Annotated in this window: 20 protein-coding genes; 9 read left to right on the forward strand and 11 right to left on the reverse strand. The window is 44.0% G+C overall.

The window, feature by feature from the left end:
• Nucleotides 1–223: 223 nt before the first annotated feature.
• From galE to L1D37_RS23975, 5 genes are all read right to left on the reverse strand, one after another.
• On the reverse strand, nucleotides 224–1237 hold the full coding sequence (galE, locus tag L1D37_RS00860) for a UDP-glucose 4-epimerase GalE (RefSeq protein ID WP_239846531.1): 1014 nt from the start codon (nucleotides 1235–1237) through the stop codon (nucleotides 224–226).
• Nucleotides 1238–1318: 81 nt separating this feature from the next.
• Nucleotides 1319–3295, reverse strand: a complete 1977-nt coding sequence (locus L1D37_RS00865) for a diguanylate cyclase (RefSeq protein ID WP_239846532.1) — start codon at nucleotides 3293–3295, stop codon at nucleotides 1319–1321.
• A complete protein-coding gene (locus L1D37_RS00870; protein WP_345779415.1) occupies nucleotides 3295–3783 on the reverse strand; it encodes a YfiR family protein in 489 nt (162 codons plus the stop codon). Before L1D37_RS00870 ends, L1D37_RS00865 begins: the two co-directional genes overlap by 1 nt.
• Nucleotides 3784–3811: 28 nt before the next feature.
• On the reverse strand, nucleotides 3812–5524 hold the full coding sequence (locus L1D37_RS00875) for a TonB-dependent receptor (protein WP_275665422.1): 1713 nt from the start codon (nucleotides 5522–5524) through the stop codon (nucleotides 3812–3814).
• The gene (locus L1D37_RS23975) at nucleotides 5521–5862 is read right to left on the reverse strand and encodes a TonB-dependent receptor plug domain-containing protein (RefSeq protein ID WP_275665423.1); all 342 of its coding nucleotides are present in this window, start codon (nucleotides 5860–5862) and stop codon (nucleotides 5521–5523) included. The genes L1D37_RS00875 and L1D37_RS23975 overlap by 4 nt, the downstream gene beginning before the upstream one ends.
• Nucleotides 5863–6030: 168 nt before the next feature.
• Between L1D37_RS23975 and L1D37_RS00880 the strand changes: the two genes are divergently transcribed.
• From L1D37_RS00880 to L1D37_RS00890, 3 genes are all read left to right on the forward strand, one after another.
• Nucleotides 6031–6774, forward strand: a complete 744-nt coding sequence (locus tag L1D37_RS00880) for a 5-oxoprolinase subunit PxpA (protein ID WP_176679686.1) — start codon at nucleotides 6031–6033, stop codon at nucleotides 6772–6774.
• Nucleotides 6775–6902: 128 nt separating this feature from the next.
• Entirely contained in the window at nucleotides 6903–7664 is a 762-nt protein-coding gene (locus L1D37_RS00885; RefSeq protein ID WP_239846534.1) for a carboxyltransferase domain-containing protein, read from the forward strand.
• Nucleotides 7657–8607, forward strand: a complete 951-nt coding sequence (locus L1D37_RS00890; protein WP_239846535.1) for a biotin-dependent carboxyltransferase family protein — start codon at nucleotides 7657–7659, stop codon at nucleotides 8605–8607. The genes L1D37_RS00885 and L1D37_RS00890 overlap by 8 nt, the downstream gene beginning before the upstream one ends.
• 143 nt (nucleotides 8608–8750) lie before the next feature.
• Here the strand turns inward: L1D37_RS00890 and L1D37_RS00895 are convergent, their stop codons facing one another.
• The 3 genes from L1D37_RS00895 to L1D37_RS00905 form a co-directional block, all read right to left on the reverse strand.
• Nucleotides 8751–10205 (reverse strand): FAD-dependent oxidoreductase, encoded by a 1455-nt coding sequence (locus tag L1D37_RS00895; protein WP_239846536.1) that lies wholly within the window; start codon nucleotides 10203–10205, stop codon nucleotides 8751–8753.
• A 533-nt stretch (nucleotides 10206–10738) separates the two neighbouring features.
• Complete coding sequence (locus L1D37_RS00900) at nucleotides 10739–13177, reverse strand: ABC transporter permease (RefSeq protein WP_239846537.1); 2439 nt, start codon at nucleotides 13175–13177, stop codon at nucleotides 10739–10741.
• 1 nt (nucleotide 13178) lies between these two features.
• The gene (locus tag L1D37_RS00905) at nucleotides 13179–13853 is read right to left on the reverse strand and encodes an ABC transporter ATP-binding protein (RefSeq protein WP_004730959.1); all 675 of its coding nucleotides are present in this window, start codon (nucleotides 13851–13853) and stop codon (nucleotides 13179–13181) included.
• Here L1D37_RS00905 and L1D37_RS00910 point away from each other — a divergent pair.
• From L1D37_RS00910 to mrdA, 5 genes are all read left to right on the forward strand, one after another.
• A complete protein-coding gene (locus L1D37_RS00910) occupies nucleotides 13852–14475 on the forward strand; it encodes an arylesterase (protein ID WP_239846538.1) in 624 nt (207 codons plus the stop codon). The two genes, L1D37_RS00905 and L1D37_RS00910, sit on opposite strands and share 2 nt — an antisense overlap.
• Nucleotides 14476–14556: 81 nt before the next feature.
• Complete coding sequence (gene fabV, locus L1D37_RS00915; RefSeq protein WP_239846539.1) at nucleotides 14557–15756, forward strand: enoyl-ACP reductase FabV; 1200 nt, start codon at nucleotides 14557–14559, stop codon at nucleotides 15754–15756.
• Between the two features lie 179 nt (nucleotides 15757–15935).
• Nucleotides 15936–17843, forward strand: coding sequence for a GGDEF and EAL domain-containing protein (locus tag L1D37_RS00920; RefSeq protein WP_239846540.1), 1908 nt, complete (start codon nucleotides 15936–15938; stop codon nucleotides 17841–17843).
• 120 nt (nucleotides 17844–17963) lie between these two features.
• The gene (locus L1D37_RS00925) at nucleotides 17964–19619 is read left to right on the forward strand and encodes an ABC-ATPase domain-containing protein (protein WP_239846541.1); all 1656 of its coding nucleotides are present in this window, start codon (nucleotides 17964–17966) and stop codon (nucleotides 19617–19619) included.
• Nucleotides 19620–19849: 230 nt separating this feature from the next.
• Nucleotides 19850–21748 carry a penicillin-binding protein 2 gene (mrdA, locus tag L1D37_RS00930; protein WP_239846542.1) on the forward strand — a complete coding sequence of 633 codons (1899 nt, stop codon included), beginning with the start codon at nucleotides 19850–19852 and terminating at the stop codon, nucleotides 21746–21748.
• A 114-nt stretch (nucleotides 21749–21862) separates the two neighbouring features.
• Here the strand turns inward: mrdA and L1D37_RS00935 are convergent, their stop codons facing one another.
• Nucleotides 21863–22498, reverse strand: coding sequence for a DNA-J related domain-containing protein (locus L1D37_RS00935; RefSeq protein WP_239846543.1), 636 nt, complete (start codon nucleotides 22496–22498; stop codon nucleotides 21863–21865).
• 163 nt (nucleotides 22499–22661) lie between these two features.
• A complete protein-coding gene (locus tag L1D37_RS00940; RefSeq protein WP_239846544.1) occupies nucleotides 22662–23501 on the reverse strand; it encodes a 2OG-Fe(II) oxygenase family protein in 840 nt (279 codons plus the stop codon).
• A 199-nt stretch (nucleotides 23502–23700) separates the two neighbouring features.
• Between L1D37_RS00940 and L1D37_RS00945 the strand changes: the two genes are divergently transcribed.
• A complete protein-coding gene (locus L1D37_RS00945) occupies nucleotides 23701–24309 on the forward strand; it encodes a DUF2238 domain-containing protein (RefSeq protein ID WP_239846545.1) in 609 nt (202 codons plus the stop codon).
• Between the two features lie 107 nt (nucleotides 24310–24416).
• On the opposite strand, the gene L1D37_RS00950 is transcribed toward L1D37_RS00945, so the two are convergent.
• Entirely contained in the window at nucleotides 24417–24668 is a 252-nt protein-coding gene (locus L1D37_RS00950; protein WP_017632610.1) for a hypothetical protein, read from the reverse strand.
• Nucleotides 24669–24679: the final 11 nt, after the last annotated feature.

Genomic DNA, 24679 nt, shown 5'->3' on the forward strand with positions numbered 1-24679 from the left:
TCTTAACCATTACTGCAGCAGCAACGATGAAAGTGATGATTAGGCCTAGTTCCATGATTAACTCCAAAGAAAATTAACATTAAACATATAATTCGCGTGCATAGTAACACAACGAATACAGAATGATACTTTTTAACCTCTAATTTACTTTTTATTCGATTTAGATCAAAAAAGATGCCCTAAAGCATCTTTTTATAAGTTAATCATTCATGAAACAACTAGATTAACTAGGGAAACCATCAGGGTTAGTTGACTGCCAGCGCCATGTATCTTCGGTCATTTCTGTCAGTGTACGTGTCGCGTTCCACCCAAGCTCCTTCTGAGCTTTAGCCGGATCTGCCCAGCACTCTGCGATATCGCCAGGACGACGCTCAACAAGTTTATATGGGATTTCCTTACCACTCGCTTGTTCAAACGCCTTAACCATGTCTAAAACACTTGAACCATTGCCTGTACCAAGGTTATAGATATGAAGACCGTCTTTACGCCCTACTTTCTCAAGAGCTGCAATGTGTCCATCAGAAAGATCCATAACGTGGATGTAATCACGAACGCCAGTGCCATCTTTAGTTGGGTAATCGCTACCAAATACCGATAAGAATTCACGTCGGCCGACGGCTACTTGAGAAACAAACGGCATTAGGTTGTTTGGAATGCCTTGTGGATCTTCACCTAGCTCACCACTTGGATGTGAACCAACAGGGTTAAAGTAGCGAAGTAGCGTGATGCTCCAGTCTGGATTCGCTTTTTGGAAGTCAGTAAGACACTCTTCAACCATTAACTTACTGCGCCCGTATGGGTTAGTCGCGCTTGTTGGGAAGTCTTCTGTAATAGGAACACTAGCAGGATCGCCATATACTGTTGCTGATGAGCTGAATACCAGTGTTTTTACACCAGCTTCGCGCATCGCATCAACCAGGACCAAAGTGCCGTTCACATTGTTGTCGTAGTATTCAAGAGGCTTCTCAACGGACTCTCCTACAGCCTTTAGGCCTGCAAAGTGGATAACCGCTTCGATATTATGTTGCTTCATTGTTTCAGCTAAGAGTGCCTTATCGCGAATATCGCCTTCAATGAAAATAGGGCGAACACCAGACACCTTCTCGATACGATCAAGAACGCTTGGCTTACTGTTGTACAAGTTATCGAAAAGAACAGGTGTCATGCCTGCGTGAATCATCTGGATACTTGTATGGCTGCCAATGTAACCCATGCCACCTGTAACTAAAACATTCATGTTTAGTAGACCTTAAATTTAAAATACTCAACCTATCACTTATGATACAACAACTTAGGTGCTGGTCACAAACCTATGGAGTTATTCGCTCTCATCAGAGAACACAAACTGACCTTTTCCTTTATGTTTCGCTTGATACATCGCCTCATCGGCAAGTTTCAATATTCCATCAAGGTCTCGTTCTACCCCGTCAACCAAATGGATGCCTAGGCTTGCTCCAACATGCAGTGAGCGCTGCTTATAACTCACTTCTTGCTCGATAAGCCCCAACAAACGTTCAGCTAACTTAGCTAACAAGGTCTTGTTTGTCTGTTTAATAATAAGAACAAATTCGTCGCCCGACAAACGAGCCACTAAATCACCGGCGCGCACTTGTGATAAGAGGCGACTAGAGACTTCTTTGAGTATTTCATCGCCTGCATCATGACCATAGGTGTCATTGACGTGCTTGAAACCATCTAGATCTAAGTAGATCACAGCAAAGTGTTGATTTGAATAATGGGTAGACGTGACAACATCATCTAAAAACTTGTACAGTTGTGCCCTATTGGCTAAGCCCGTTAATGCGTCGTGATGGGCTAAATGTTCAAGCCTCTCCATCTCTTTGACATTAGATAAGTCAGATAAAGTCAGAACCATATCAAACTCACCTTTTTTATTGTCAGATAGAACTCGGTTCACTTTGACGAACATCGGAACCACGGTGCCGGATACATTTTTCTCCCACACCTCCCCTTGCCATTGACCATAATTTTCCAATGAGCTTCGAATTGTAGGCATTAACGATGAAAACTGTTGCCAAGAGAAGACTTCAAACGGTGTTTTGCCCACCAGCAGATCTGCGTGATAGCCAAGTAGCTGTGTGATTGCTGGGTTAACCATGGTGATCACGTTTGACGAGTTCAGCACGATCAATCCATCTTTACTGTTCTCAAAAACACCGGCCGCAATACGTTGACGGCTCATAGCCGTTTCTATATCGGTTACGTCTTGTATAGCAAACAAAGTATTCCTGTTTTTGGATAGCGATCGGCTGCTAATCTGAAGCCATTGTTTATTTTGAAAGAGATCGGTAGCTTCGATTAACTCATCGTTTAGCTCTATGTTAGAGTCGATGATTCCTTGTAAGAAACCGGCCTGCTTAGTTTGGATTAACTCTTGAATGGTTAGGTTTTCAAGAAACGCCTCCGTGCATTTGAATATGTCACGCGTGGCCATGTTGGCATGTACAATCATTCCTTTGTTATCGACAACGAGGAGCGAGTGTTGAACAGTCTCGATTACTTCATTCGCAAAAGCTTTCTCTTCTTGCAACTTATCAAGAGTGAAATTGATTTGGCTGTCGCGATGCTTTAACCGCTCTAACATGGTGTTGAACGCGCGAACCAATTCGCCAATCTCGTCATTATTGGACGTAATCAGTCTAGGTTGCTCAGCGCGACGTTCTACAAACGCCTGCATTGCTTCGTTAAGTTCGAACATCGGGTCAATGATAAAACGTTGAATGAGCTTAACTAACACGCCTCCGAGCACGATCAAAAGAACAAGGTAGATCCCTGCGACTTTAAAGATATTGGTGAAGATCTTGGAAAAGGTTTGTTTAGAAATGGTCACACGTAGATTTGCGATGTTTTCATTATCGAGAATCACGGGCACCAACAGATAGATATAGTTCTCTGAAATCGCGAACTGTTGAGTTCCAATATCTTTGCGCTCCTCGGCAGTAGGCCTTGGTAGTTCGATCTCGCTGACTTGATAGCTAGCGAATAGCTCACCTTGCTTATCAAACAGTTTGACTCGAACAATGTCTCCATCAGCTACGAATGCCGATAGAATCTCGTTAGCCGATGTTTTATCTTCAAATAAGATGGCGGCTTGCAAGTTATAAGCAACGCCCTGCGCCAAGACTTTCACTCGTTGTATTAGGTTATCTTTCTCTCGCTCAAAAGTGACAGTGTAATTTATTGATTGAATCGTAATAAAGGCAACCGAGATAAACAGAATGATCGGCAGAATAAGCTTGTTCTTAATGGAGATGTTATTGATGAAAGACAACATTACTTACCCTCCACAATTGAGATGCGTAAAAGGTTTGAGCCGATAATGTAGTTGCCTCTTTTAGCATTGGTTAAGTTGATCTTGGGCTTGATTTTATTGTTGATGCGAGTGAGTTCTATGACTCCCCCTAGCTCAGTAAAATTTAATGTATCGCTAATGGTAACCATATTGGGCGATACGTCATTGCTATTGAATTCAGTCTCAATCGAACCGCGTTCGACATCAGATAGATAAGTGATGTTACATTCGGGAGAAATGTTTTGTTGAACGTGAATCGGCAACGAGCGAATCGACTTTCCATTCGTGATAGAAATTAAAGTATCGGCGACTTTCTGATTCCCCATTACGCAGAACTGAACAGAGTCCATCGAGCTTTCATTGTGCCATTGAATAAAATTGGCAATCCTAAATAGGTAAACCGCTTTAACTTCATAAGGTTTAAAGCCCTCGGCGCTAACAATCGGCGAGAACGTTATTGCAAAAACCATGCAATAAATAAGTCGGCTTACTAACCGTCTAAAACTCATGAGATACCCTTACATAGACAGACTCTTGATTGACACTTTTATCGGAAGTCATTTCAGCCTGATAGCCATTATCTTTACCAATGTTCTCGAAGACCAATTCAATTAAAGGAGCGGCTTGTGATTTCTTCCACGCCAATCGGGCATCAAAGGTCACCTCATGAGGGTAAGATTGCCATTCATATTGAGTTCCATCTTCAGCGACCCAGTAATCAGGATAATTCACATTGATGTATTGTCCAATCACATCAAATTGCCAGCTATCAGTAATGTTCCACATCAGTTGCGCCGTCGCTAAGTGCTCATTATCGATGTCATAGTACACGCTATTCTGTGGATTTGACTTAGGGCCGTTTCCTTTACTTTCGCCCTCTAACGTCGAGTAGGCGTAACTAAAATAGCTGGTAACGTCTTTCGTCAGTTTGTAAGTCGCACCGAGTTCTAAGCCATAGGTTTGAGCTTGGTAATCATCAGACAATGCACCGACATAAACGTGATTGGCCGGAATATCCGTAGGATCGTAACTATGAAAACGAAGGTTTAAATAGACCGTCGCATCTAGCTCAAAATCTGAATCGTTGGTGTAGCGATAACCCATTTCAAACGTAACAACACTTTCGTTATCAAGATTAGAATTCGATTTATAGACATCTAAGTAGCTCGCACCAGTCTCAGGATAGTGGCTATTAAAGTAATATGCGGAGTTACTGTCCATATAAGAAGGTGCAACTACCGCCTTACTGACACCTGCCCAAATAGAGTGACGAAGATTGAGTTTAAATAATCCGCGAATTTGAGGCGAAATCTCAGAAGAATGGTTTTGAGTGAAATGCTCTAATTTTGCGCCAATCGTGATTGAAAGTGCTTCTGTCCATTGCATTTGTGACTGCACGAACGCATTGGCGATGTAATCGTTGGCCGTTTCTATGTTGTAGGCACGCCCGTAATAGCTAGGGTTATACCAATCGACGTCACTTAACTGATTGGATGAGAAATCGAGGTGCATGTATCGTAGCCCACCGCCTAATGTTACTTGATGGCTCGGTGATAACTGATTGATCAACGTCGAGTCAAAATCAAAGGTGGTATAACTTCCCGGCGCGTCGGGTGCGTTATCTTCATTGTATTCGCCCCATAACGAGTATGAGAGCGTCGAGTTGTCACTGATGCTTTGAGCATTATTAAACTGCAGGTAAAAAGAGTGGCTTTCGTTATCAAAATCATTAGCTTGATAATCAATGAGAGTACCAGAGGTATCGTATTGAACAGAATACAGCTCAGATTCATAAAAGCTCTTTTCTCCGCCAATCCTTAAAGACCAATGTTGTTCTGCATCACTTGGCTGAAATACCATTCCAGCAGATTGCGCTTTCCATTTTTCAGATTCGTTAGAGCGGTAAGAAGGTTCTTCGCGGTATTTGTAAAACGCACGCGCATTCACATCCGCATTTAAGCTTAAACCTTGTCTTACGCTGATTTCATAGTTATCAGTATTAGACGCCAAACCAGAAATATAAGTGCCTTGAGTGTCGCTAGCAGATTTCGTGATGATGTTGACCACACCATTGACGGCATTACCGCCCCAAATCGTGCCACCCGGCCCTTTAAGCACCTCGATTCGTTCAATATCAGCAAGAATATAGTCAACGTCGCTCCAATAAGTGCCACCATAAACAGGGCTGAACAAGCTACGTCCATCCATCATGACGAGCATTTTATTGTACAAACCGTCGTGAAAACCTCGAGTGACACAAACCATGACGTTTCATTGAACTTAGTGACTTTTAGCCCCGGCACCAACATCAAAACTTCTGCAATGCTTTTCGCGCCGCTGCGTTGGATTCTCTCATTCGAAAGTACGTACACAGATGATGGAATATCTGTGAGTTTTTGTGTGACCTTAGATGCCGTTTCCATTTCAACATCGAGCATCGACAGCTCTTCAAGGCTCATAGACATGAGCTGATCTAAGGAGTTTTCCTGAGCCATTACACAAGCAGGTGTGGTTAATGCCAATCCTAAGCAAACTGGTCGGGAAATCATGCGCTCACCTAATCTACAAATAAATAGTATTCTTTTTTGATATGCGAACTATATATGAAATGCCGTACCAATAAATTATCAATAACAAAACTTTGAATTGGGTCACTGTTTAATTCTGTCATTTATACGAACGTCTTTAGATACCACAACGTAAAGGATTAGCACCAAGTGACAACGAAGATTTTGCTTAATTGCGACATGGGAGAAAGTTTCGGCAACTGGAAGATGGGAGATGATGAATCTGTCATGGAATGGGTCGATATGGCTAACATCGCTTGTGGTTTTCATGCGTCCGATCCTCACGTCATGTCCAAGACCATAAAGCTTGCGCAGCACTACAACACGCAAATTGGAGCTCACCCGGGTTATCAAGATCTTATTGGGTTTGGACGTCGCTCAATCCCCCACACCATGGACGAGATCAGTGAGTTAGTGTGTTATCAGATTGGTGCACTACAAGCCCTTTGTCGTTATCACCATACCACGGTTGGATATGTGAAGCCTCATGGGGCCCTTTACAACGATATGATGGCGAACACAGATGTGTTTAATGCCGTTGCTCAAGCCGTGGCTGAATTCAATATTCCACTGATGATCCTGTCATCGTCTGACAATCAACAGTATCTGGATATTGCTGATGATCATGATTTACCGCTTCTATTTGAAGCCTTCGCCGACAGAGCCTATTTAAACACTGGTCATCTCGCGCCTCGAACACAAAAAGGCTCGGTGTACGTCAATCAAGACGATATTTATAACCAAGTCATGCAAATCATTAACTATGGCTCTGTCACAACCATTGAGGGTGAACGGTTACCTATTGAAGCTGATACCATCTGTGTTCACGGAGATAACCCTCAATCCATCGCATTAATTAGAAAAATCCGACAAGATCTTAACGCTTTTAATTGATATCAATGCTTTTAATTAATATCAATGCTTTCAATTTATACCAGTGTGACTCTGCTCGTTGGCCAAGAACACTTTGCAAGCTGATACTGCGCTCAACATGGAAGTTGAAATAAATGTATGGAAAGGAAATGACGAAAAAACAGATTGAATTCAATATAGAGCCTATCGCTGAGTGTAGCGTTCTGGTTACGCTACTGCCTTCAAAGCCTCACTCTAGTGCTATCGATGCGCAGTATATGGCGCATTTTTCCAACGTTATTCGCCAAGACCTAGCGTCAGTCTTAATGAATGTGACGCCAGCCTACCACACAATACTGGTTGACTACCTACCTTATAGAATTTCAGAACAGCAGTTTATTACACAGCTAAACTCACTGTTAACTCAGGCCTTGTCTTCATTTTTGAATACCACCGATAAGGCGAACATTATTGAACTTCCCGTCTATTATTCGTCTGAAACAGCGCTCGATTTAGATAGATATCAAGAGAAAGGATTATCGCTGGACGACATCATTCAACATCACACCTCACAGACATACTGTGTCAGCGCGATAGGGTTCATTCCCGGTTTTGCTTTCATGTCTGACGTGGTCAGTGAACTGGCTTTACCTCGTCATTCAACGCCACGTTTAAGTGTACCTAAAGGCAGCATTGCGATTGCAGACTCGAAAACTGCGGTTTACCCATCTGATTCACCAGGTGGTTGGAACATTATTGGTAACTGCCCTTTATCGCTGTTTGACCATAGCCAATTGAGTAAAGCAGATATCACACAAGGTCCATTATCCCTGCTTAATGTCGGCGACAGTGTGCGTTTCAAATCGATATCAAAACACGAGTTTATGGAACTTAGGTCTATGGAGATTAGTGGAGGTGACGATCATGGGTAAGTTAAAGGCTAATCCGACCCTCACCGTCATCAAACCCGGACCATTGAGTCTGATTCAAGACTTTGGCCGTTTTGGCGTTGCTCACCTCGGGCTTACACAAGGTGGTCCGGTTGATGACTATTCTTACAGTTGGGCGAACCACTTACTTGGAAACCCAGTCAACCAAGCGGCCTTAGAAATCACACTTGGACAATGTGCATTAAAAGTCGACTTAGATTGCGAGATGGCGTTGTGTGGCGGCGATCTACAAGCCTCGCTAGATGGAAAGCCATTAGATAATTGGAGTACCTTCCAAGCCTTTAAAGGACAAGTCCTCTCGTTTGGATTGCCTAAGAATGGGTTGCGAGCATATCTGGCGATTAAAGGCGGCTTCAACGTTGCCAATACTCTCAATAGCAGCTCGACTGTGACGCGAGAAAAAATTGGAGGCTTGACGCAAGACGGGCAACCTTGCCAAAAAGGCCAAAAGATAAGTTTTACTCAACATGACCTATCTACCCCTTTCAAGGCTCTCAGCGTCACTTTCCGGTACAAACCCGATTACAACTTACCAGTTAACTTACGCGTGATTGAAGGCTATCAAAGCGAGCTATTCTCAGAGTCAGCAAAAGAGACCTTCTACAACTCTCAATACATCGTTGACCAAAACTCGAATCGAATGGGTTACCGGCTCAATGGCGATGTGGTTGAGTCTCCAAATATTTCCTTATTGTCGGAAGGCATTGCGCTTGGGGCGATTCAAATCCCCCAAGACGGGCAACCTATAGTGTTGCTCAACGACCGACAAACCATTGGTGGTTACCCAAAGATTGGTTGTGTTGCGAGAATCGACTTACCGCGCTTAGCACAAGCTAAACCTGGGAACGAAATGTCGTTTAGTAGAGGCGACCGATTGGGCCTACAAGATGTGTGGTGTCAGTGGGCGCAATTTTTCGGTTATTGATGTGTCCCTGTAGATAAACATCAGTCAGTTAAAATCACAATCCAAGACGTATAAACTAAAAATCCAGCTTACTGTATCAGCAAGCTGGATCTTGTTTTTGGTGAGCCAATCATTATTTAAATGCTAAATGTATAAGCGTAGCTTTAACCGTGTTCTTGGCCTGATACCTTAGCAAGCGCTTCTGGGTAGCCGCGTTCTTGAGTCAAACCTATCGCTCTGTTTTCAATATCATTGAAGCTAAGTGACATTGTCACTGAGTGAGTATCTTCAATAGAAACCGCTTCAGCAATATCAAACCATTGTTCTGCCACTTTTTGTGCTGCTTCTAACGTTGAAGACGCCTTGACCACTTCAAGTCGAGCGTAACGTTCACCACAGAAAGACACGTCAGAAGCCCTTAAACTAGGGTCGGTTCCAGGGATTTGCTGCGCCCCAAACAGAGGCTTACCACCAACTTGTGCAGAACGAAAACTTGGTATGAACTGAGACATGTGCGTAATGGCAGCGCGAGTTCTTAGCTCCAGTTGCTCTTCGCTCCAACCTGATACGATCTTCTTAAGAAGCTTTGAGGGTAACTGAGGCTGTGATGAATCCGTTGACGATGAAACAAGCCCACCTTCAAAGAGTGTTATCCCTTCTGTCATACCATGAAGTTGGAATACACCATCAGCATACGGCGTTAATTGAGCCATGCCTTGTGGTGTGCCTCTAGGACCATGAAAGATAACCTCGGGCCACTCTTCCTTACACTCTTGCGAGAATGGCCACTCCGTCACGTATGCGGCTTTAAATTCGACTAATCGCTGTTGCTTAGAGCCTACAAAGTCATCAACAATGCCCGTTTCGAAGCCACTTGCATTGATTAAGTAATCAGTTGTTAGATTGCAGTTTTGGTTTTCACGATCGGTGTAAGTCAAAGACCAACCTTCACCTGTCGATTCAACAGACTGTAAACGGCTGTTGGTTAACACGGTGCAATTTGATTGCTGACCTAAAGACAGTTGAGCAGTGGCAGAGAGTCGGAATACGCTCCAACCATACTCTTGAACCATCGCAACTGGGTATTTCAGCGTGTCTAAATCTGTGTGCTTAGCAAAAGGAATGCACCAATCATCGAGCGACATTGGTTTTAGGGGTTGAGTTCGTTCAGCTATCTCTAACAAGTCTTCTTTGCTGTAGAGCTTGTAGTACTCTTCCGGGGCACCAAGCACTTGGTTGCTTTTATCTTGTTTAACAAGCTCAGCGTAAGCGCTTTTGATTATCTTGAGACGAGGAAGTAGATCCATAGGTTCACCGCCATCACTATGCGGCACAGCGATGATTGTCGGGCGAATGTTGATGGTATGAGGGAATAAGCGGACGGTATCAATTGACTGTGTGAGCAACTGAAGACACTGCTCTACAGAAATATCTCGATACAAATTACCGCCAGCGTGCAGGTGGCAAATTGGTGGACCATTAACCAAACTCGGCCCTTTTTCCAAGATAGTGACCTTAAAACCTAACTCACTAAAGTGAATCGCGCTTGTGGTTCCGGCAATACCACCACCAACAATGGCAATAGAAGGTTGATTTGTATCCGTTTTGTTGTGGTTCATCGTGTTCTGTAGAATAAGATTAACTAACGCTATTCTACTTTTGTTCGGCGTCGAATTAAAACACATTTTTATCAAGGTCTTAGCTTGGTGCTAATTAATATCTATGTAAAAAACATAAATAATCTCTTGACTCAATAACTCGATATGAAGGTTTAAAGGTTATTCTAACAGTCAAATTTGTCCTAAGTGACGCCACATAAAGGCTGTCTCAATACTCTTAAAACACAGATGTTAACTTATCCCTAAAGTTATCCACCGTTTTTGTGGATAACTGTTGATAACGTTCTTGCTAAGTTGCGCAAACCCTTTGTTTACAGGGACTAACCGCTGTTCATTAAATCGGCATTATTGGACAATGAGTTTTAAATTGTGCTGAAAACCGATGAGATTAGGGTGTGATATCTCTTACTTATGCTACCAGTTGGTGAAATAAAAAACGGCCTATCGCTTGGTTTTATAAATAGCTTGCTACTACCCATAAAATATTCGCGACTAGGCCGTTTCATTCAGTGAATTGACGCTCTAGTGGTTAGTTAACCGAAATCCTTGTTTACTGGCGCCAATAAGCGCTTAATCAAGCTGTTTACGACGGCAGCTAATGTCATAAACGTGAGCACTGGTAATGTAATCCAAAGCATCGGGTGAAGTGATGGTTCTAGCTCAAAACCAAAGTTCATCACTCCTGCAACACTGAGCTCAGAACCCAGCGCCGCAATCGAACCAGCCACAAGCGCCATCAACCCATATTCACACCAAATGGTATTGAGGATACGTTTCTTGCTGGCCCCTAAGGTTCGATATAAGCGAATCTCTTGTTGCCTTTGAGATAAGCTAAGGCGTAACAGAGTAAAGATAAGCAATAACCCAGCAACAACACCAAGCGCAGCGAGCACCGTGATTGACCAAACAATCTGCTTAAGCAGCTCCTGGATCTTGCTACCCATCACACGGATATCCATCAAACTCACGGTTGGGTGATTTCGAGAGAGCTCGTTGAGCATTTGATCGTGTTTATCTTCGAGTCTGAAGCTCACCAACCAAGTTGATGGAATCGAACTCAATACGTCCGGAGTAAAGATGAAGTAGAAGTTTGGCTTCATTTCACGCCACTCTACTTTTCGGATGCTATTAACTTTGGCTGACACATTTTGGCTGTTAATCGTGAATGAAAGTTCATCACCAATTTTCAAACCAAGTTGTTCAGCGACATCCGATTCAACAGACACGCCCTGCTCTTGCGTCCAACTGCCTTCAAGCACTTCATTGTACTCAGGTAACTGATCACCCCACGTGAAGTTGATTTCACGGCTCAATGCGTCAGTTTGTTCAGATGTATCACTGTATTCCGCTGCTTCTACGCCGTTAATGGTCGTCAGTCTTCCGCGGATGATTGGGAACGCTTGAGTACGTTCCACTTCATTTGAGTCGATGGTTGCTAAGTAACTGTCTTTCTCATAGCTCGCAATGTTAAGCGCAAACGCATTCGGTGCGTTTTCAGGCAAAGTTTGTTGCCAATCGGATAGCAGATCACTTCTCACCAACCAGATAATCGACAACAACATCAACGAAAGAGCTAAAGAGCCAAACTGAATACCTGTTGCTAGTGGAGTGCGATTGATTCGGCTTAACGCCAAGCGCATTGATGTCGACGTCGGTAACTTGCCGAACAAGCGCAGAACAACTGTGCTCACCGCTGCCAACACCAAAAACAGACACGCTATACCGGCTAGAACAATCCATACCAATAGGTTATCGCCGTACATCAGCATCATCGGAATAATGGGTACTAGCAGCAGCGCGAACTTTTTGTAGCTGTCGTGTGATTGATGACTTGATTGAATTACGCTGATGGCTGATGTATTAACTAAGCCAATCAATGGGACCCCTAAAGCAGGCACACCAATAAGAATGCTTGATAAAATCGCCAAGATAGCGGGCTCAATGCCATAGCTTGGAAGTGGCGAAGGTAACAAGTCACCCAGTGGGATTCGAAGCAAAAATTCTAAGCCGATACCAATCGTGATACCTAGCACAGCGCCAATAACGACCAATAAAGACACCTGAACCGACAGCCACTTAATGATCCACTGTTTGCTTGCGCCCAAACTTTTCAGCATGGCGATGGTTTTACGACGGCTTGCCACATAGTGTTGGCACGTGAGTACCAGAGTCGTCGCCGCCATGATCACAACAATAGCAACAGTTAACGATAAGTATTGAGTCGTGCTTTCAAACATATCATTAGTACGACTTGCTGAATCTTGTGTGCGCCAGCGATCACTTGGTGTTAGCTCGATACTGTCTTGTGCCGCTTTGAGCTTTGTATCATCACCGTTCAAGAACAATCTGAAGCTCACACGGCTTCCCGGCTGGATTGCCCCCGTCGCGTCGATATCACTTTTGTGTATCAACACGGCAGGCATTTGCTGGAATGGATTAAAGCTCAAGCCTGGCTCTTGAGTGATGCGCCCTGTTATCGTTAAATCGGCATCGCCAATAGTGACATTGTCACCGACTTCAACTTCAAGCTGCGCAAATATGCGTTCATCGAGCCAAAGCTCACCCGGTTCCACGTGATTACTCGACGCATTATTAGCGCCTTCTAGTATCATTTCACCACGCAGTGGATAGTTACTTTCAACCGCTTTCACCGTCACCAACTGCATTGAGTTATCGCTGAATGCCATGGTGGAGAAACGGGTCAACTCTGAACTTTCTAACTGCTCAATTTGAGTCAGGTCGAGCAAAGCTTGTGGAATTGGATTTGCTGAGATAAACACGCTATCAGCAGTCAGTGCATCTTTACCCTGCTTAACAATCACCTGCTCCATACGCTCGGCGAGCGCCGACAATGCGAAAACACAAGCAATGATCAAGGTTAACGCGATGGATACAGGCCACAGCTGACCATGTCGAATTTCTTCGATACTCCATGAAAACAGGCGTTTGTTCAGTCCGTTTGATGAGTTCAATTTAAACTTCCTCTATTTGACCGACATGCATCTTAAGCGTTCGTTGGCAGCGTTGCGCAAGCTTAGGGTCGTGTGTCACCAATACTAGAGTTGTGCCGTGCGAAGAGTTCAATTCAAACAACAACTCCACAATTTTGGCCGCAGTTTGTTGGTCTAGGTTGCCTGTAGGTTCGTCAGCAAATAGGATTTTTGGCTTGATCATAAAGGCACGTGCTAGAGCGACCCTTTGTTGTTCGCCACCTGAAAGCTGAGACGGCAAGTGATCAAGCCTGTCTTTTAAGCCAACCGATTCAAGTAGAGCTGTCGCTCGTTCAATGTCTTCGTCTTCACCCTTCAATAAACAAGGAAGCGTGACGTTTTGTAGTGCGGACAAGCTTGGGATTAACAAGAAGCTTTGAAATACGAACCCAACGGATTCGCTACGGATTTTAGCCCTTGCTTCATCATCAAGTTGCGAAAGTGGTTGTCCTAATAAGCTAATCTCACCTTTGGTTGGTACGTCAAGCCCTGCTAACAGCGTCATTAGGGTCGATTTACCTGCACCTGACGTACCGACGATCGCGACCGTTTCGCCTTCACGAATATCGATATCAACGTGCTCTAGGATTGTTAAATGTTCTTGATTAGTAGAAACTGTCTTGGAAACAGCTTCTGCTTTAATGATGGATGTATGCATGACTCGACTAATTTCCTTTTTATTCTTTATTTTATTTTCAACCGCTTCTTTAGCTCAAGGCTCTACGTCAGCTAAAGATTCAAAGTTATTGGTACTTGGCGATAGTTTGAGTGCTGGTTACAACATGGATATCAAACAGAGTTGGCCAAGTTTGTTGCCAGACGCGCTAGCAAAACATGATAAAGCGGTTACCGTAGTTAACGGGAGTATCTCTGGTGACACAACGGGCAATGGTTTAGCTCGTTTGCCTCAACTACTTGAAGAACATGCTCCAGACACCGTTCTTATTGAACTAGGAGCGAATGATGGACTTCGTGGTTTTCCACCTAAGCTGATGTCTGCGAACCTAGATCAAATCATTGAGCAGATAAAAGCTGCAGGCGCAAAACCAATTATGATGCAAATTAAAATTCCGCCAAATTACGGTAAGCGTTATAACCAACAATTTGAGTACGTTTTTGCGGCTTTAGCTGATCAACAAAATGTGCCGCTTCTGCCGTTCTTTCTAGAACATATCATCCTTAAACCTGAGTGGATGATGAACGATGGCTTGCATCCTAAACCAGAAGCTCAACCTTGGATCGCTGAATTTGTCGCCGAAGAATTATATCAGTATCTTTAGGTTTTAATGGTCTAGCTCAATAAATTTTACACAGCTTTACGTTAGCCTGAATGCATATCACCGTGAACTGTAAGGTTATTTATGCTGATCGAACCTGTTATCAAGGGTGTGGTAGCTAAAAGCGCTCACCCTATTGGCTGTCAAGAAGCCGTAAAGCAACAAATCAAGTTTGTTAAGAGTGCGCCGCAAATCAAAGATGGCCCTAAACGAGTACTGATCATCGGCGCTTCCTCTGGCTTCGGCCTTGCCGCTCGTATCGCCCTTACCTTTGGCGGTGCAAAAGCTGATACCATCGGCGTCTCATTCGAACGCGGTCCCAACGAAAAATCCCTCGGTAGTGCCGGTTGGTACAACAACATCTATTTCAAGAAAGAAGCCGAACGAGAGCAGCGCACTGCTATCAACATCGTTGGCGATGCATTTTCTAAAGAAACACGCTCCCAAGTTGTCGAAGCCATCGAGACCTACTTCGAAGGTGAAGTCGATCTGATCATCTACAGCTTAGCCGCGGGTGTGAGACCAAAACCGGATTCTGAAGTATTTTGGCGCTCGGCTATCAAACCGATTGGCGAAAGCGTTACTGGCGCGACGATTTCTCTTGAGCACGACAACTGGGTGACCAACACGCTCGACGCTGCAACAGAAGAAGAAGCCGAAAGCACACTCAAAGTAATGGGTGGTGAAGATTGGGAAAACTGGATAGATGAACTGATCAACGCGGAGTCGATTGCTCCGGGTTGTAAGACGATCGCGTTCTCCTACGTTGGCCCTGAAGTGACGCACCCTATCTACCTAGACGGTACTTTAGGTCGCGCTAAGATCGACCTTCACCAAACCAGTCACGCACTCAACCTTGAACTAGCTAACTTCGACGGCAACGCTTACGCTACCGTGTGTAAAGCGTTGGTAACAAAAGCAAGTGTATTCATTCCAGGGTTAAGCCCTTACCTGCTTGCTTTGTACAAAGTGATGAAAGAGAAAGAAACCCACGAAGGTTGTATCGAACAGATGCAGCGCTTGTTTAGCAGCAAACTGTATGGACAAACCAAAGTTCCGCTTGATGGTGAACGTCTGATTCGTATGGATGATTGGGAGTTAGATCCTGAAACCCAAGCACATGTGACCGAATTGCTGGATAAAATGGACGAAAGCAATTTCCAAACTTTGGGTGATTACCAAGGATTCAAAGATGAGTTCTTACAGCTAAACGGGTTCGCGCAACCATCAGTAGATTACAGTAAGAAACTGAATAGCGAAGACTTTATAAAATTAAAGCCCTAATCGAAATTTATCTCATTACTGAGACCCGTATTCACATTTGAAAACCTCTGCAAAATTGCCGAGGTTTTTTTGTGCAACATTTCTTATACTTACTTAACGTAAGATTCACAGTTTTCTTTGGTTCATAATAATTAACACAGGATGTGTTGATGCATTTAGCATAATTGACTCGGAGTCATATGAAGAAAATAAAAACTCTCGATTTAGATATCCCAGACGATATGGAGCACGGTTGGCAGAATATTGTCGACCTCTTAGCTCAAATTACTCAAGTGCCCGCGGCACTGATCATGCGTGTTCACGCCAATTACATTGAAGTCTTCTCAACCAGCCGCAGCGAGAATAACCCATACAACAAAGGCGATTCTGAAACGTTGGGGAATGGGCTGTACTGCGAAACCGTGATGGAAACTCAACGACAGCTTCTTGTGCCTAACGCGCTTGCCGATCCTAAGTGGGAAAACAACCCAGACATCAAACTCGGTTTAGTCTCCTATTGTGGTATTCCATTACTCTGGCCTAACGGTGAACTGTTCGGCACCATTTGTATCTTGGACTCGAAAGAGAACCACTACACCTCGACTTATATTAAACTGTTAGAGAGCTTTCGCACTTCGATCGAATCTCAGCTTAAAACCCTATTCCAGCACGCTAAACTTACCCAAATGAATCGCGATCTAAAAAACCGCGTTTACAATCGCACTAAAGATCTCGCGAGCCTTAATTACTCATTGAATCAAGAAATTGATAAGCGAAAAGCGGCTGAACAGAAGATTAACTTCCAAAAGAATCATGACCTCGGCACGGGATTTTTAAACCGAAGTGCCTTTGAATCTCGCTTAAATCACAAGCTGATCGCACAACGAAGGCTGACTGAAGGCTCGTTTGCCGTTATTCATATTGGATTTACCAATGGCAGGAGAATTCAAGCACGCTATGGTTACAACGCACTAGACCAAGTGCTTGTCGAATATCGACAACGTATCAACAGCATTACTGACATCGAGGTATTAACGGCGCGCCCTACTTCTGTCGATCTTGTTCTCGCATTCAGTGTGAAAGATCTCCACCATCGCCTTGAAGAGCTCAGTCAAACGTTAGTGCGAGTTGGACATTCCGAGTTTGATATCGAAAGCGATAAAGTTCATTTGCATGCCTATATTGGGATTGCGATTACGGACAGCGAAGATGATGCAGAGAGCATTCTTCAAAAATCATCTGAAGCGATGCTTGCTTGTAAAGATTCTGGACAAAAATACGCTTACTACTCTCAGTCTCACACAGAAGAACAAAGCCACATCAATAAGATTGAAGGCTATTTACTACAAGCCGTTCGTAATGATGACTTGATGCTCTACTTCCAACCTAAAGTAAGCCCTGTGACTCATCGCTGGGTTGGCGCCGAAGCACTGCTCCGCTGGAGACATCCCGTGTTAGGCGATATCTCCAATGAAACCCTGATACATATGGCCGAACAAAATGGCTTGATTTTCGAAGTGGGCAGCTTTGTTCTACGCAATGCGATTGAAAAAACCAAAGAGTGGTCTGAATACGTTGAAGACTTCAAAATGGCGGTTAATGTGTCTGCTGTGCAACTCAAAAACGCGCATTTTGCAGAGCAAGTGATTCATCTATTGGAAACCTATCACCTCGAGCCCCGCTTCTTAGAGCTTGAAGTTACCGAAAGCGGTTTAATCGCAGATGAAGTCGTAGCCAAAAACACGTTGGAATCTTTGCATGATATAGGTGTTACATTGTCACTGGATGACTTCGGAACTGGCTACGCCTCTTTCAGTTACCTGAAGAAATTCCCATTCGACACGATTAAGATTGATAAGAGCTTCATTGATCAAATGCTCAACTCAGACGGAGACTCAGAAATTGTTCGTTCGATTGTCCAAATCGCGAAAAAACTCGACCTCAAAGTTACGATTGAAGGCATAGAATCAGAAGCTCAGGAGAAGTTTATTGTCGATGAAGGCTGCGATGTTGGCCAAGGTTACCTCTATGGTAGACCAATGCCGAGTCAAGAATTCGAACACAGCTTAATCAATCAAAACTATTTGGGGACAACTCGTTACGCTTAAAGCGAAAAAGAGCAGTTAGTTTTGGATTTAGGCCTACTTTCTCTTTACTCTAAAGGTGGTGATTTTTATAATCGCCGCCTTTCTGTTTTTATCTTTCCCCTTATATAGGCATTCCTCGTTATGGATCAGTTGACTGCAAAGCTTAAAAAGCTCGAAAAACAAAACTACCGTGCATATCAACAAATTAAAGGTCAATACGACTTTGCTGATTTTGAATTACACATCGACCACATCCAAGGCGACCCGTACGCGTCAGCTTCTCGTTTTCGCGCAACACGCGCGTGGTCGTTAACTGGGTTAGATTGGCTGAAAGAAAAGTCTTACGAATACCAAGTTGCTGCTCGTGACTTTATTGCGCGCAGCTTTTCTGAATTCGCTAAGCAAGAATCGACTGTTTCAATCGCTCTTACTGGCCAAACGGTTTTAGACAGCACATCGGTTGTGTTCACTGAGCAAGGTATCGAACTTCGTTTCCGTATCAACCTGCCTGCTGATGGCCGTAGTATTCTTGCTAAGAAAGCAATCAACATAATCACTTTCTACTTACCGAAGTTTATTCGTCGTGCAACGCTTGAACGTGAACTGAACATCGATGCGATGATCAAACATTGTGAAACGATTGAAGACCAAGAAGCGCTTCGTGCTCAATTAGACGAGCACAACCTAGCTTCATTCGTTGCGAACGGTAGTGTGCTACCACGTATCGCGGGTAACTGTGACCTTCCAATGAAAGATGCCGTTCCTTTTTCAGCGCCAGAATCATTGAGCGTAACATTAAACACGCCAAACCAAGGTGATGTGACTGGCCTAGGCATTCCTAAAGGCATCACATTGATCGTTGGTGGTGGTTTCCATGGTAAATCGACATTATTGAATGCTGTTGAACGCTCTATCTACAACCATATCCCTGGTGATGGTCGTGAAGGTATTGTGACTGCGATTGATACAATGAAGATTCGCGCGGAAGATGGCCGATGTGTGCACAGCTTGAACCTGTCGAACTACATCAACCATTTACCAATGAAGAAAGACACGTCTGATTTCAGCACTCAAGATGCTTCGGGTTCAACCTCGCAAGCGGCTTGGTTACAAGAATCAATCGAAGCCGGTGTGCAAACGCTACTTATCGATGAAGATACGTCAGCGACTAACTTCATGATTCGTGATGAGCGTATGCAGGCGCTTGTGTCTAAAGGCGACGAGCCAATCACACCGCTTGTTGACCGTATCGGCCAGCTACGTGAAGAGATGGACATCTCAACCATCGTGGTTATGGGCGGTTCTGGTGATTACCTAGACGTAGCAAACACTGTAATTCAAATGCACGACTACCAAGCGGTAGACGTAACTGAAAAAGCAAAAGAAGTGATTGCTCAACACCCTACTCAACGTACGAACGAATGTGAAACAGCATTAGAGATGTTTGTGCCACGTTCATTGAACCGCGCATCACTGATGAACATCCTTATGGATGGCAAGTTCCGTGTTAGCGCGAAAGGCAAAGAATCACTGCGCTTTGGTAAAGAGTTCGCCGACCTTTCTGCGTTAGAGCAACTTGAGTCAACATCAGAGGTCAATGCGATCGGCTGGGCTTGGTTCCAGTTTGCACAAACTCCAGGTTGGTCAAACAACCCAGCGAAAGAGTTCAACACTATTTTAGACAACGAATGGTACGCTAACATGCCGAAATATGGTGACCTAGCGAAACCAAGAACGTTGGATATCATGGCTGCCTTGAACCGTATGCGTAAATCTCAGTTCAAACCTTCGAACTAAGATTTAGCTCAACATCAGTAATTCCTATCTACGGCTCTCATTTTTGAGGGCCGTTTTTTCTTCATTTCTCTAGTATCCTCCATTTACCTTCTAGCACTTCTAGGTAGGCTCCAGCGTTACTTATCTTGGAAATACCAAGAATCATGACACAGCTTTTACAAAGCCATGGTGATATTCGGATAAAGTCCCGACTCTACAAATGTAACTAAATGTAAAAGCCTGAGGTTTTGATGAACCACCAACGCGTCAAAATGCGTGATCATAAAAGCGAAGTAAACCTGTTTCGAAACCGAGTAATCGTCGCGTTTGCAGGGATTTTAGTCTTCACCCTCGTTCTGATTGGAAACCTCTACAGGCTCCAAGTACAAGATTTCAAAAGTTACCAAACCCGAGCTGACGGAAACCGAATTAAGGTGCTTCCCATCGCCCCTACGCGCGGTTTGATCTACGATCGCAATGGTGTGTTATTGGCCGAGAACCAACTCGTGTTCGATTTAACCATGATCCCCGAAAAGACTGATGATGTTGATGTCATGCTGAGCAAGCTCAATAAATTCATCCCTCTCAATGATGAACAAATCGAGCGATTCAAACAGCGTTATCACAACACCCGTCGTTTTAAGCCCGTCACGATATTAGAAGGTCTTAACGAAGAAGAGATCGCTAAGTTCTCTGTTCAACAATATCAATTCCCCGGCTTATCGATCGATACCAGCCTTAAACGTTTCTACCCAAATGGTGAAATACTTACCCATGTCTTAGGTTATGTAGCACACATCAACGACAGCGATTTAAGAAAGCTTGATGAGCAAGGTAAAGAGTCCAATTACCAAGCGACAACCGTGATCGGTAAGCTCGGTGTAGAGCGATACTATGAAGACCTACTTCATGGCACCAAGGGTTATCAAGAAGTCGAAGTGAACAGCCGTGGTCGTATTGTTAGAACAATTCAGTATGTTCCTCCTGTCGCAGGTAAAGACATTGTTCTTAACATCGACATCGAGCTACAAAAATATGTGTTCGACCAACTCGATAATCGAACTGGCAGTGCTGTTATTCTAGATCCGAAAGACAACAGTGTATTAGCGATGGCATCGAGCCCTAGCTATGACCCAAACTTGTTTGTAGACGGCATTTCGAGCAAAAACTACCGAACATTGCTTAACGACCCTGCACACCCATTGGTGAACCGCACAACACTAGGGGTTTACCCACCCGCTTCGACCGTAAAGCCTTTTATGGCCGTTGCTGGTTTGCAAGAGCATGTTATCTCGGAACATACCATTCGTGATGACCACGGTTCATGGCGTATCCCCGGTTCTAAACCTAACTCAAAAGCCTGGCGAGATTGGAAGCGTTGGGGTCATGGCCCAGTTGATGTGACACAAGCGATTGAGGAGTCAGTGGATTCATTCTTCTACCAAACGGCCTTTGATTTGGGCATCGATCGTATTTCAACGTGGATGAACCGCTTCGGATTTGGTAAACCGACAGGTATCGACATCTACGAAGAAAGTACTGCCAACATGCCGACTCGTGATTGGAAGATGATGCGCTATCGTACGCCTTGGTATCAAGGTGATACCGTGCCGATTGGTATCGGACAAGGTTATTGGACTTCTACTCCACTGCAATTAGCCAAAGCCACTTCTGTGCTCGTGAATCACGGTAAGGTGATGCCTCCGCACATTCTAAGAGCAACACTAAATCACGGTGAAGACTTTGATACGCAAACGCCTGTTGTACCAAAACAGATGGCATCAATTGACGAAGTTCCCGATGAAATTTGGGACGTACCAATTAATGCAATGAGGCTGGTAAACAACGGGAGTCGAGGTAGCGGTCGAAGAGCATTCAAGGGCGCTGACTACGTCAGTGGTGGTAAATCGGGTACGGCACAAGTTTTCGACTTGGCGAAGGATCAGGTTTATAACTCGAAGAAGTTAGCACGTCACCTACTCGACCACGCGCTTTATACTGCTTTTGCACCTTATGATAATCCTGAATACGTTGCGACAGTGGTTATTGAACATGGTAACGGTGGTTCAAAAGTTGGCGCGCCTTACATTCGTAAGGTACTCGATTACGCATTTGAGCATAAAAGTGGAGTGAGTAAAGACCACTCATAGTTCATTACTTATCATTAGCGATAAACATAAAGCCCCACTAGTCGCATGTGGGGCTTTCTTTTGTCTTCTATCTTCTGGGGTCTTATTAAATCGAGTAGGCCAGCTTGAGTATTGTTAGCCGCGCAATACATTCCACGCTTCGCATAGCGTTTGAAACTTAGCCGTGTTGCCTTCGTCTCTATCGGGATGCCAACGCAGCGCGAGGCGTCTCCATCGTTTTCGCATATCCTGTTGGGTCGCGTCCAGTGGTAATTCGAATAAACCTAGCGCATGGGTCCTGTCCATGTCCGTTTCACTGCCACCGACAAACTTCTTGTAGCGCGTCCAAAACTCATTCAACAGCCGCTTTACTTCACCTTCATTAGCTTCATAGTTGAGCCAATTGATATAGTAATCACGCAGTGGGTCTTCAAGATCGATTGTATGGGTGCTGCCATGATAACGCCCGTTCATCAATTCAATGTCCATGGCTTGGACCTGAAGCCAGCTGTCTGGGTATAAGGTCCCTTGTAGCTGATAGAGCGCATTCATGATCAAGAAGTTTTTCTTAAACAGTTCTTTTTCAGGCACGCTATCTAAAACAGGAATAAAACCGAGTTCGTTGAGGTGCGTAGCCAAAGTATGCACTTTCCATCCACTCGGCTTTTGTTTGAGCACTTCCATGATAGGCCACAGCAACGGGTTTTCCATATGAGCCTGAAACTGAGGGCTAATATCTTGGTGACTCGATGATTCGGTGTTGTCTAACATGATTAATTGAGTCCATTGGCATAGGCATTTATGTATCTTATTAATTGAAAGCGATCTGTTGCTGTTTGTCGAGTTTCAAACTAAATAAATTTCAATCAGTTATGCGCTTATCAAACAAAAAGGCCAGCATTATGCTGGCCTTTAGAGTATGAAATCTGACTAATTAGATAACGCCAAGCTCTCTTAGACGTTCCATTAGGTATTCATTTGCTGTGTACTTCCCAGACAGAACCACTTCTGGTTTCGGGTGCAAGAACAGAGGTAAAGAAATACGAGATTTCTCTTGGCGAGCACCTGATGGATTGATTACACGGTGGGTCGTTGATGGGAAGTAACCACCAGACGCTTCTTGCAGCATGTCACCAATGTTGATGATCATGTTACCGAAATCACACGGCACATCTAACCACTCATCATTTTGAGCTTTAACCTGAAGGCCAGGTTCGTTTGCAGCAGGAAGAACAGTTAAAAGGTTGATGTCTTCGTGTGCAGCAGCACGGATTGCGCCCGGCTCTTCATCACCCTGCATTGGTGGGTAGTGAAGTACGCGAAGCAGAGTTTGCTCGCTACCATTAATCATTTCAGAAAGTGCGATTGAGAACTTCTCTTGTACTTCTTGAGGCGCGTGTGCTTCAACCCAACCTAATAGCTCTTGAGCAAAAGCATTAGCGCGTTGGTAGTAATCTAGAATTTGTTCTTTCAGCTGTTCAGGAATCTGACCCCAAGGGTATACGTGAAAGTACTCTTTAATATCTTTTACAGTGTGGCCCTTTGCAACTTCCGACACTGAAGGTGGAAAATATCCATCTTGTGTTTCAACATTAAAGTGGAAGTTCTCTTTCTCTTCAGAAATGAAGAATTGGTACCAGTTTTCGTAAATTGACTCAACAAGCTCTCTCGGGATTGGGTGGTTTTTTAGTACACCAAATCCAGTTTCACGTAGAGAGCGAACAAATTGTTCTGCTGCGTCGTCAGCAAGATAATCGACAGTTTCCAGTTTCATGACTTTCTTTCTTGTTATGTAGTGATAGAGGGATTTTATGGTTCGCTTTGTTGTAAATCAAACTTTTGTGAAACTCTCGCAACCGTTTGTCTAGATACTGGGCGATAACGCTACTTTTCAACAAATTTGGTGATAAAACCACAATTGAACGCTGTTCATTATTGTGTAACTATGGATGAAACTTATATAGGATCTGATGATGACAATTACGCCACTTGCTCAAAATAGACCTCTACTTTCACTGACTGCTGTCTATCTTGTTATCTTTCTTTTTTCAGCGTTTGCCCCCTCTTCTCGAGCCGTTTGGATTGCTGAGATCATTCCTGCGCTCGGTATTCTTGTCGGGATATGGTGGCTCTCTACTAAGCTCACCTTTTCAAAGACGGCTTACGCTTTAATGTTCATCTGGTTGGTTCTACATACGATTGGCGCTAAGTACACCTTCGCTGAAGTCCCCTTTGATTGGTTTAATAACCTGATTGGATCTGAACGTAATAACTTTGACCGCGTGGCGCATTTTTCGATTGGTCTTTATGCTTACCCGCTCGCTGAGTATTTGATTCGTAAGAAGTTGGCTCAACCAGTGTTGGCGTGTTTCTTTGCTCTGTTTGCCATCATGAGTGTTGCAGCAGGTTATGAGATTATTGAGTGGTGGTATGCGGAGATTGCAGGTGGCGACGAAGGTATCGCATTCTTAGGCTCACAAGGTGATATTTGGGATGCTCAGAAAGACATGCTTTGCGATACAACCGGAGCGATAGTCTCCTTGTTACTTCTCAAGCTGCAAGGGCGAGTTAGAGTTCATTGATACTCGCCTCTGATTCTGAACATCAAGAGCAGTTCTTAACTTCAATAACATTTCTTAACTTCAGAAGCAGGTCTGAAATGCCACACACAATTCATGCTGTGGCATTTTTATTTCATCGTTACTTTGCCGCCAACAAACTTGTAGGCTGGCGTGCCTCGAACTAAGGTATCACGTGCGAACTCTATACCGCATTCAGGGCAAATGCAGGGCTCTGTCGTGAAATCTTCAACAATGCGTTCTTTAAAACACTTAACGAGAGCACCTTTGCCACCTTTCCGGTACTTGAAAAGTTGTGTCTTACATTTCGCACAGAAAATCTGAACCGTCTTGGTCGGTTGTTTCTTGTTTGGTTTAGCCATAACAGTTAATG

The sequence above is a fragment of the Vibrio sp. Isolate33 genome (genome assembly GCF_022397895.1).
In the GTDB taxonomy this organism is placed as follows: domain Bacteria; phylum Pseudomonadota; class Gammaproteobacteria; order Enterobacterales; family Vibrionaceae; genus Vibrio; species Vibrio pomeroyi.

Coding starts and splice junctions, on each gene's coding strand:
- galE (WP_239846531.1), bottom strand. CDS start 1,237: ATGAATGTTTTAGTTACAGGTGGCATGGGTTACATTGGCAGCCATACA.
- L1D37_RS00865 (WP_239846532.1), bottom strand. CDS start 3,295: ATGTTGTCTTTCATCAATAACATCTCCATTAAGAACAAGCTTATTCTG.
- L1D37_RS00870 (WP_345779415.1), bottom strand. CDS start 3,783: ATGGTTTTTGCAATAACGTTCTCGCCGATTGTTAGCGCCGAGGGCTTT.
- L1D37_RS00875 (WP_275665422.1), bottom strand. CDS start 5,524: ATGATGGATGGACGTAGCTTGTTCAGCCCTGTTTATGGTGGCACTTAT.
- L1D37_RS23975 (WP_275665423.1), bottom strand. CDS start 5,862: ATGATTTCCCGACCAGTTTGCTTAGGATTGGCATTAACCACACCTGCT.
- L1D37_RS00885 (WP_239846534.1), top strand. CDS start 6,903: ATGACGAAAAAACAGATTGAATTCAATATAGAGCCTATCGCTGAGTGT.
- L1D37_RS00890 (WP_239846535.1), top strand. CDS start 7,657: ATGGGTAAGTTAAAGGCTAATCCGACCCTCACCGTCATCAAACCCGGA.
- L1D37_RS00895 (WP_239846536.1), bottom strand. CDS start 10,205: ATGAACCACAACAAAACGGATACAAATCAACCTTCTATTGCCATTGTT.
- L1D37_RS00910 (WP_239846538.1), top strand. CDS start 13,852: ATGACTCGACTAATTTCCTTTTTATTCTTTATTTTATTTTCAACCGCT.
- L1D37_RS00905 (WP_004730959.1), bottom strand. CDS start 13,853: ATGCATACATCCATCATTAAAGCAGAAGCTGTTTCCAAGACAGTTTCT.
- fabV (WP_239846539.1), top strand. CDS start 14,557: ATGCTGATCGAACCTGTTATCAAGGGTGTGGTAGCTAAAAGCGCTCAC.
- L1D37_RS00920 (WP_239846540.1), top strand. CDS start 15,936: ATGAAGAAAATAAAAACTCTCGATTTAGATATCCCAGACGATATGGAG.
- L1D37_RS00925 (WP_239846541.1), top strand. CDS start 17,964: ATGGATCAGTTGACTGCAAAGCTTAAAAAGCTCGAAAAACAAAACTAC.
- mrdA (WP_239846542.1), top strand. CDS start 19,850: ATGAACCACCAACGCGTCAAAATGCGTGATCATAAAAGCGAAGTAAAC.
- L1D37_RS00935 (WP_239846543.1), bottom strand. CDS start 22,498: ATGTTAGACAACACCGAATCATCGAGTCACCAAGATATTAGCCCTCAG.
- L1D37_RS00940 (WP_239846544.1), bottom strand. CDS start 23,501: ATGAAACTGGAAACTGTCGATTATCTTGCTGACGACGCAGCAGAACAA.
- L1D37_RS00945 (WP_239846545.1), top strand. CDS start 23,701: ATGACAATTACGCCACTTGCTCAAAATAGACCTCTACTTTCACTGACT.
- L1D37_RS00950 (WP_017632610.1), bottom strand. CDS start 24,668: ATGGCTAAACCAAACAAGAAACAACCGACCAAGACGGTTCAGATTTTC.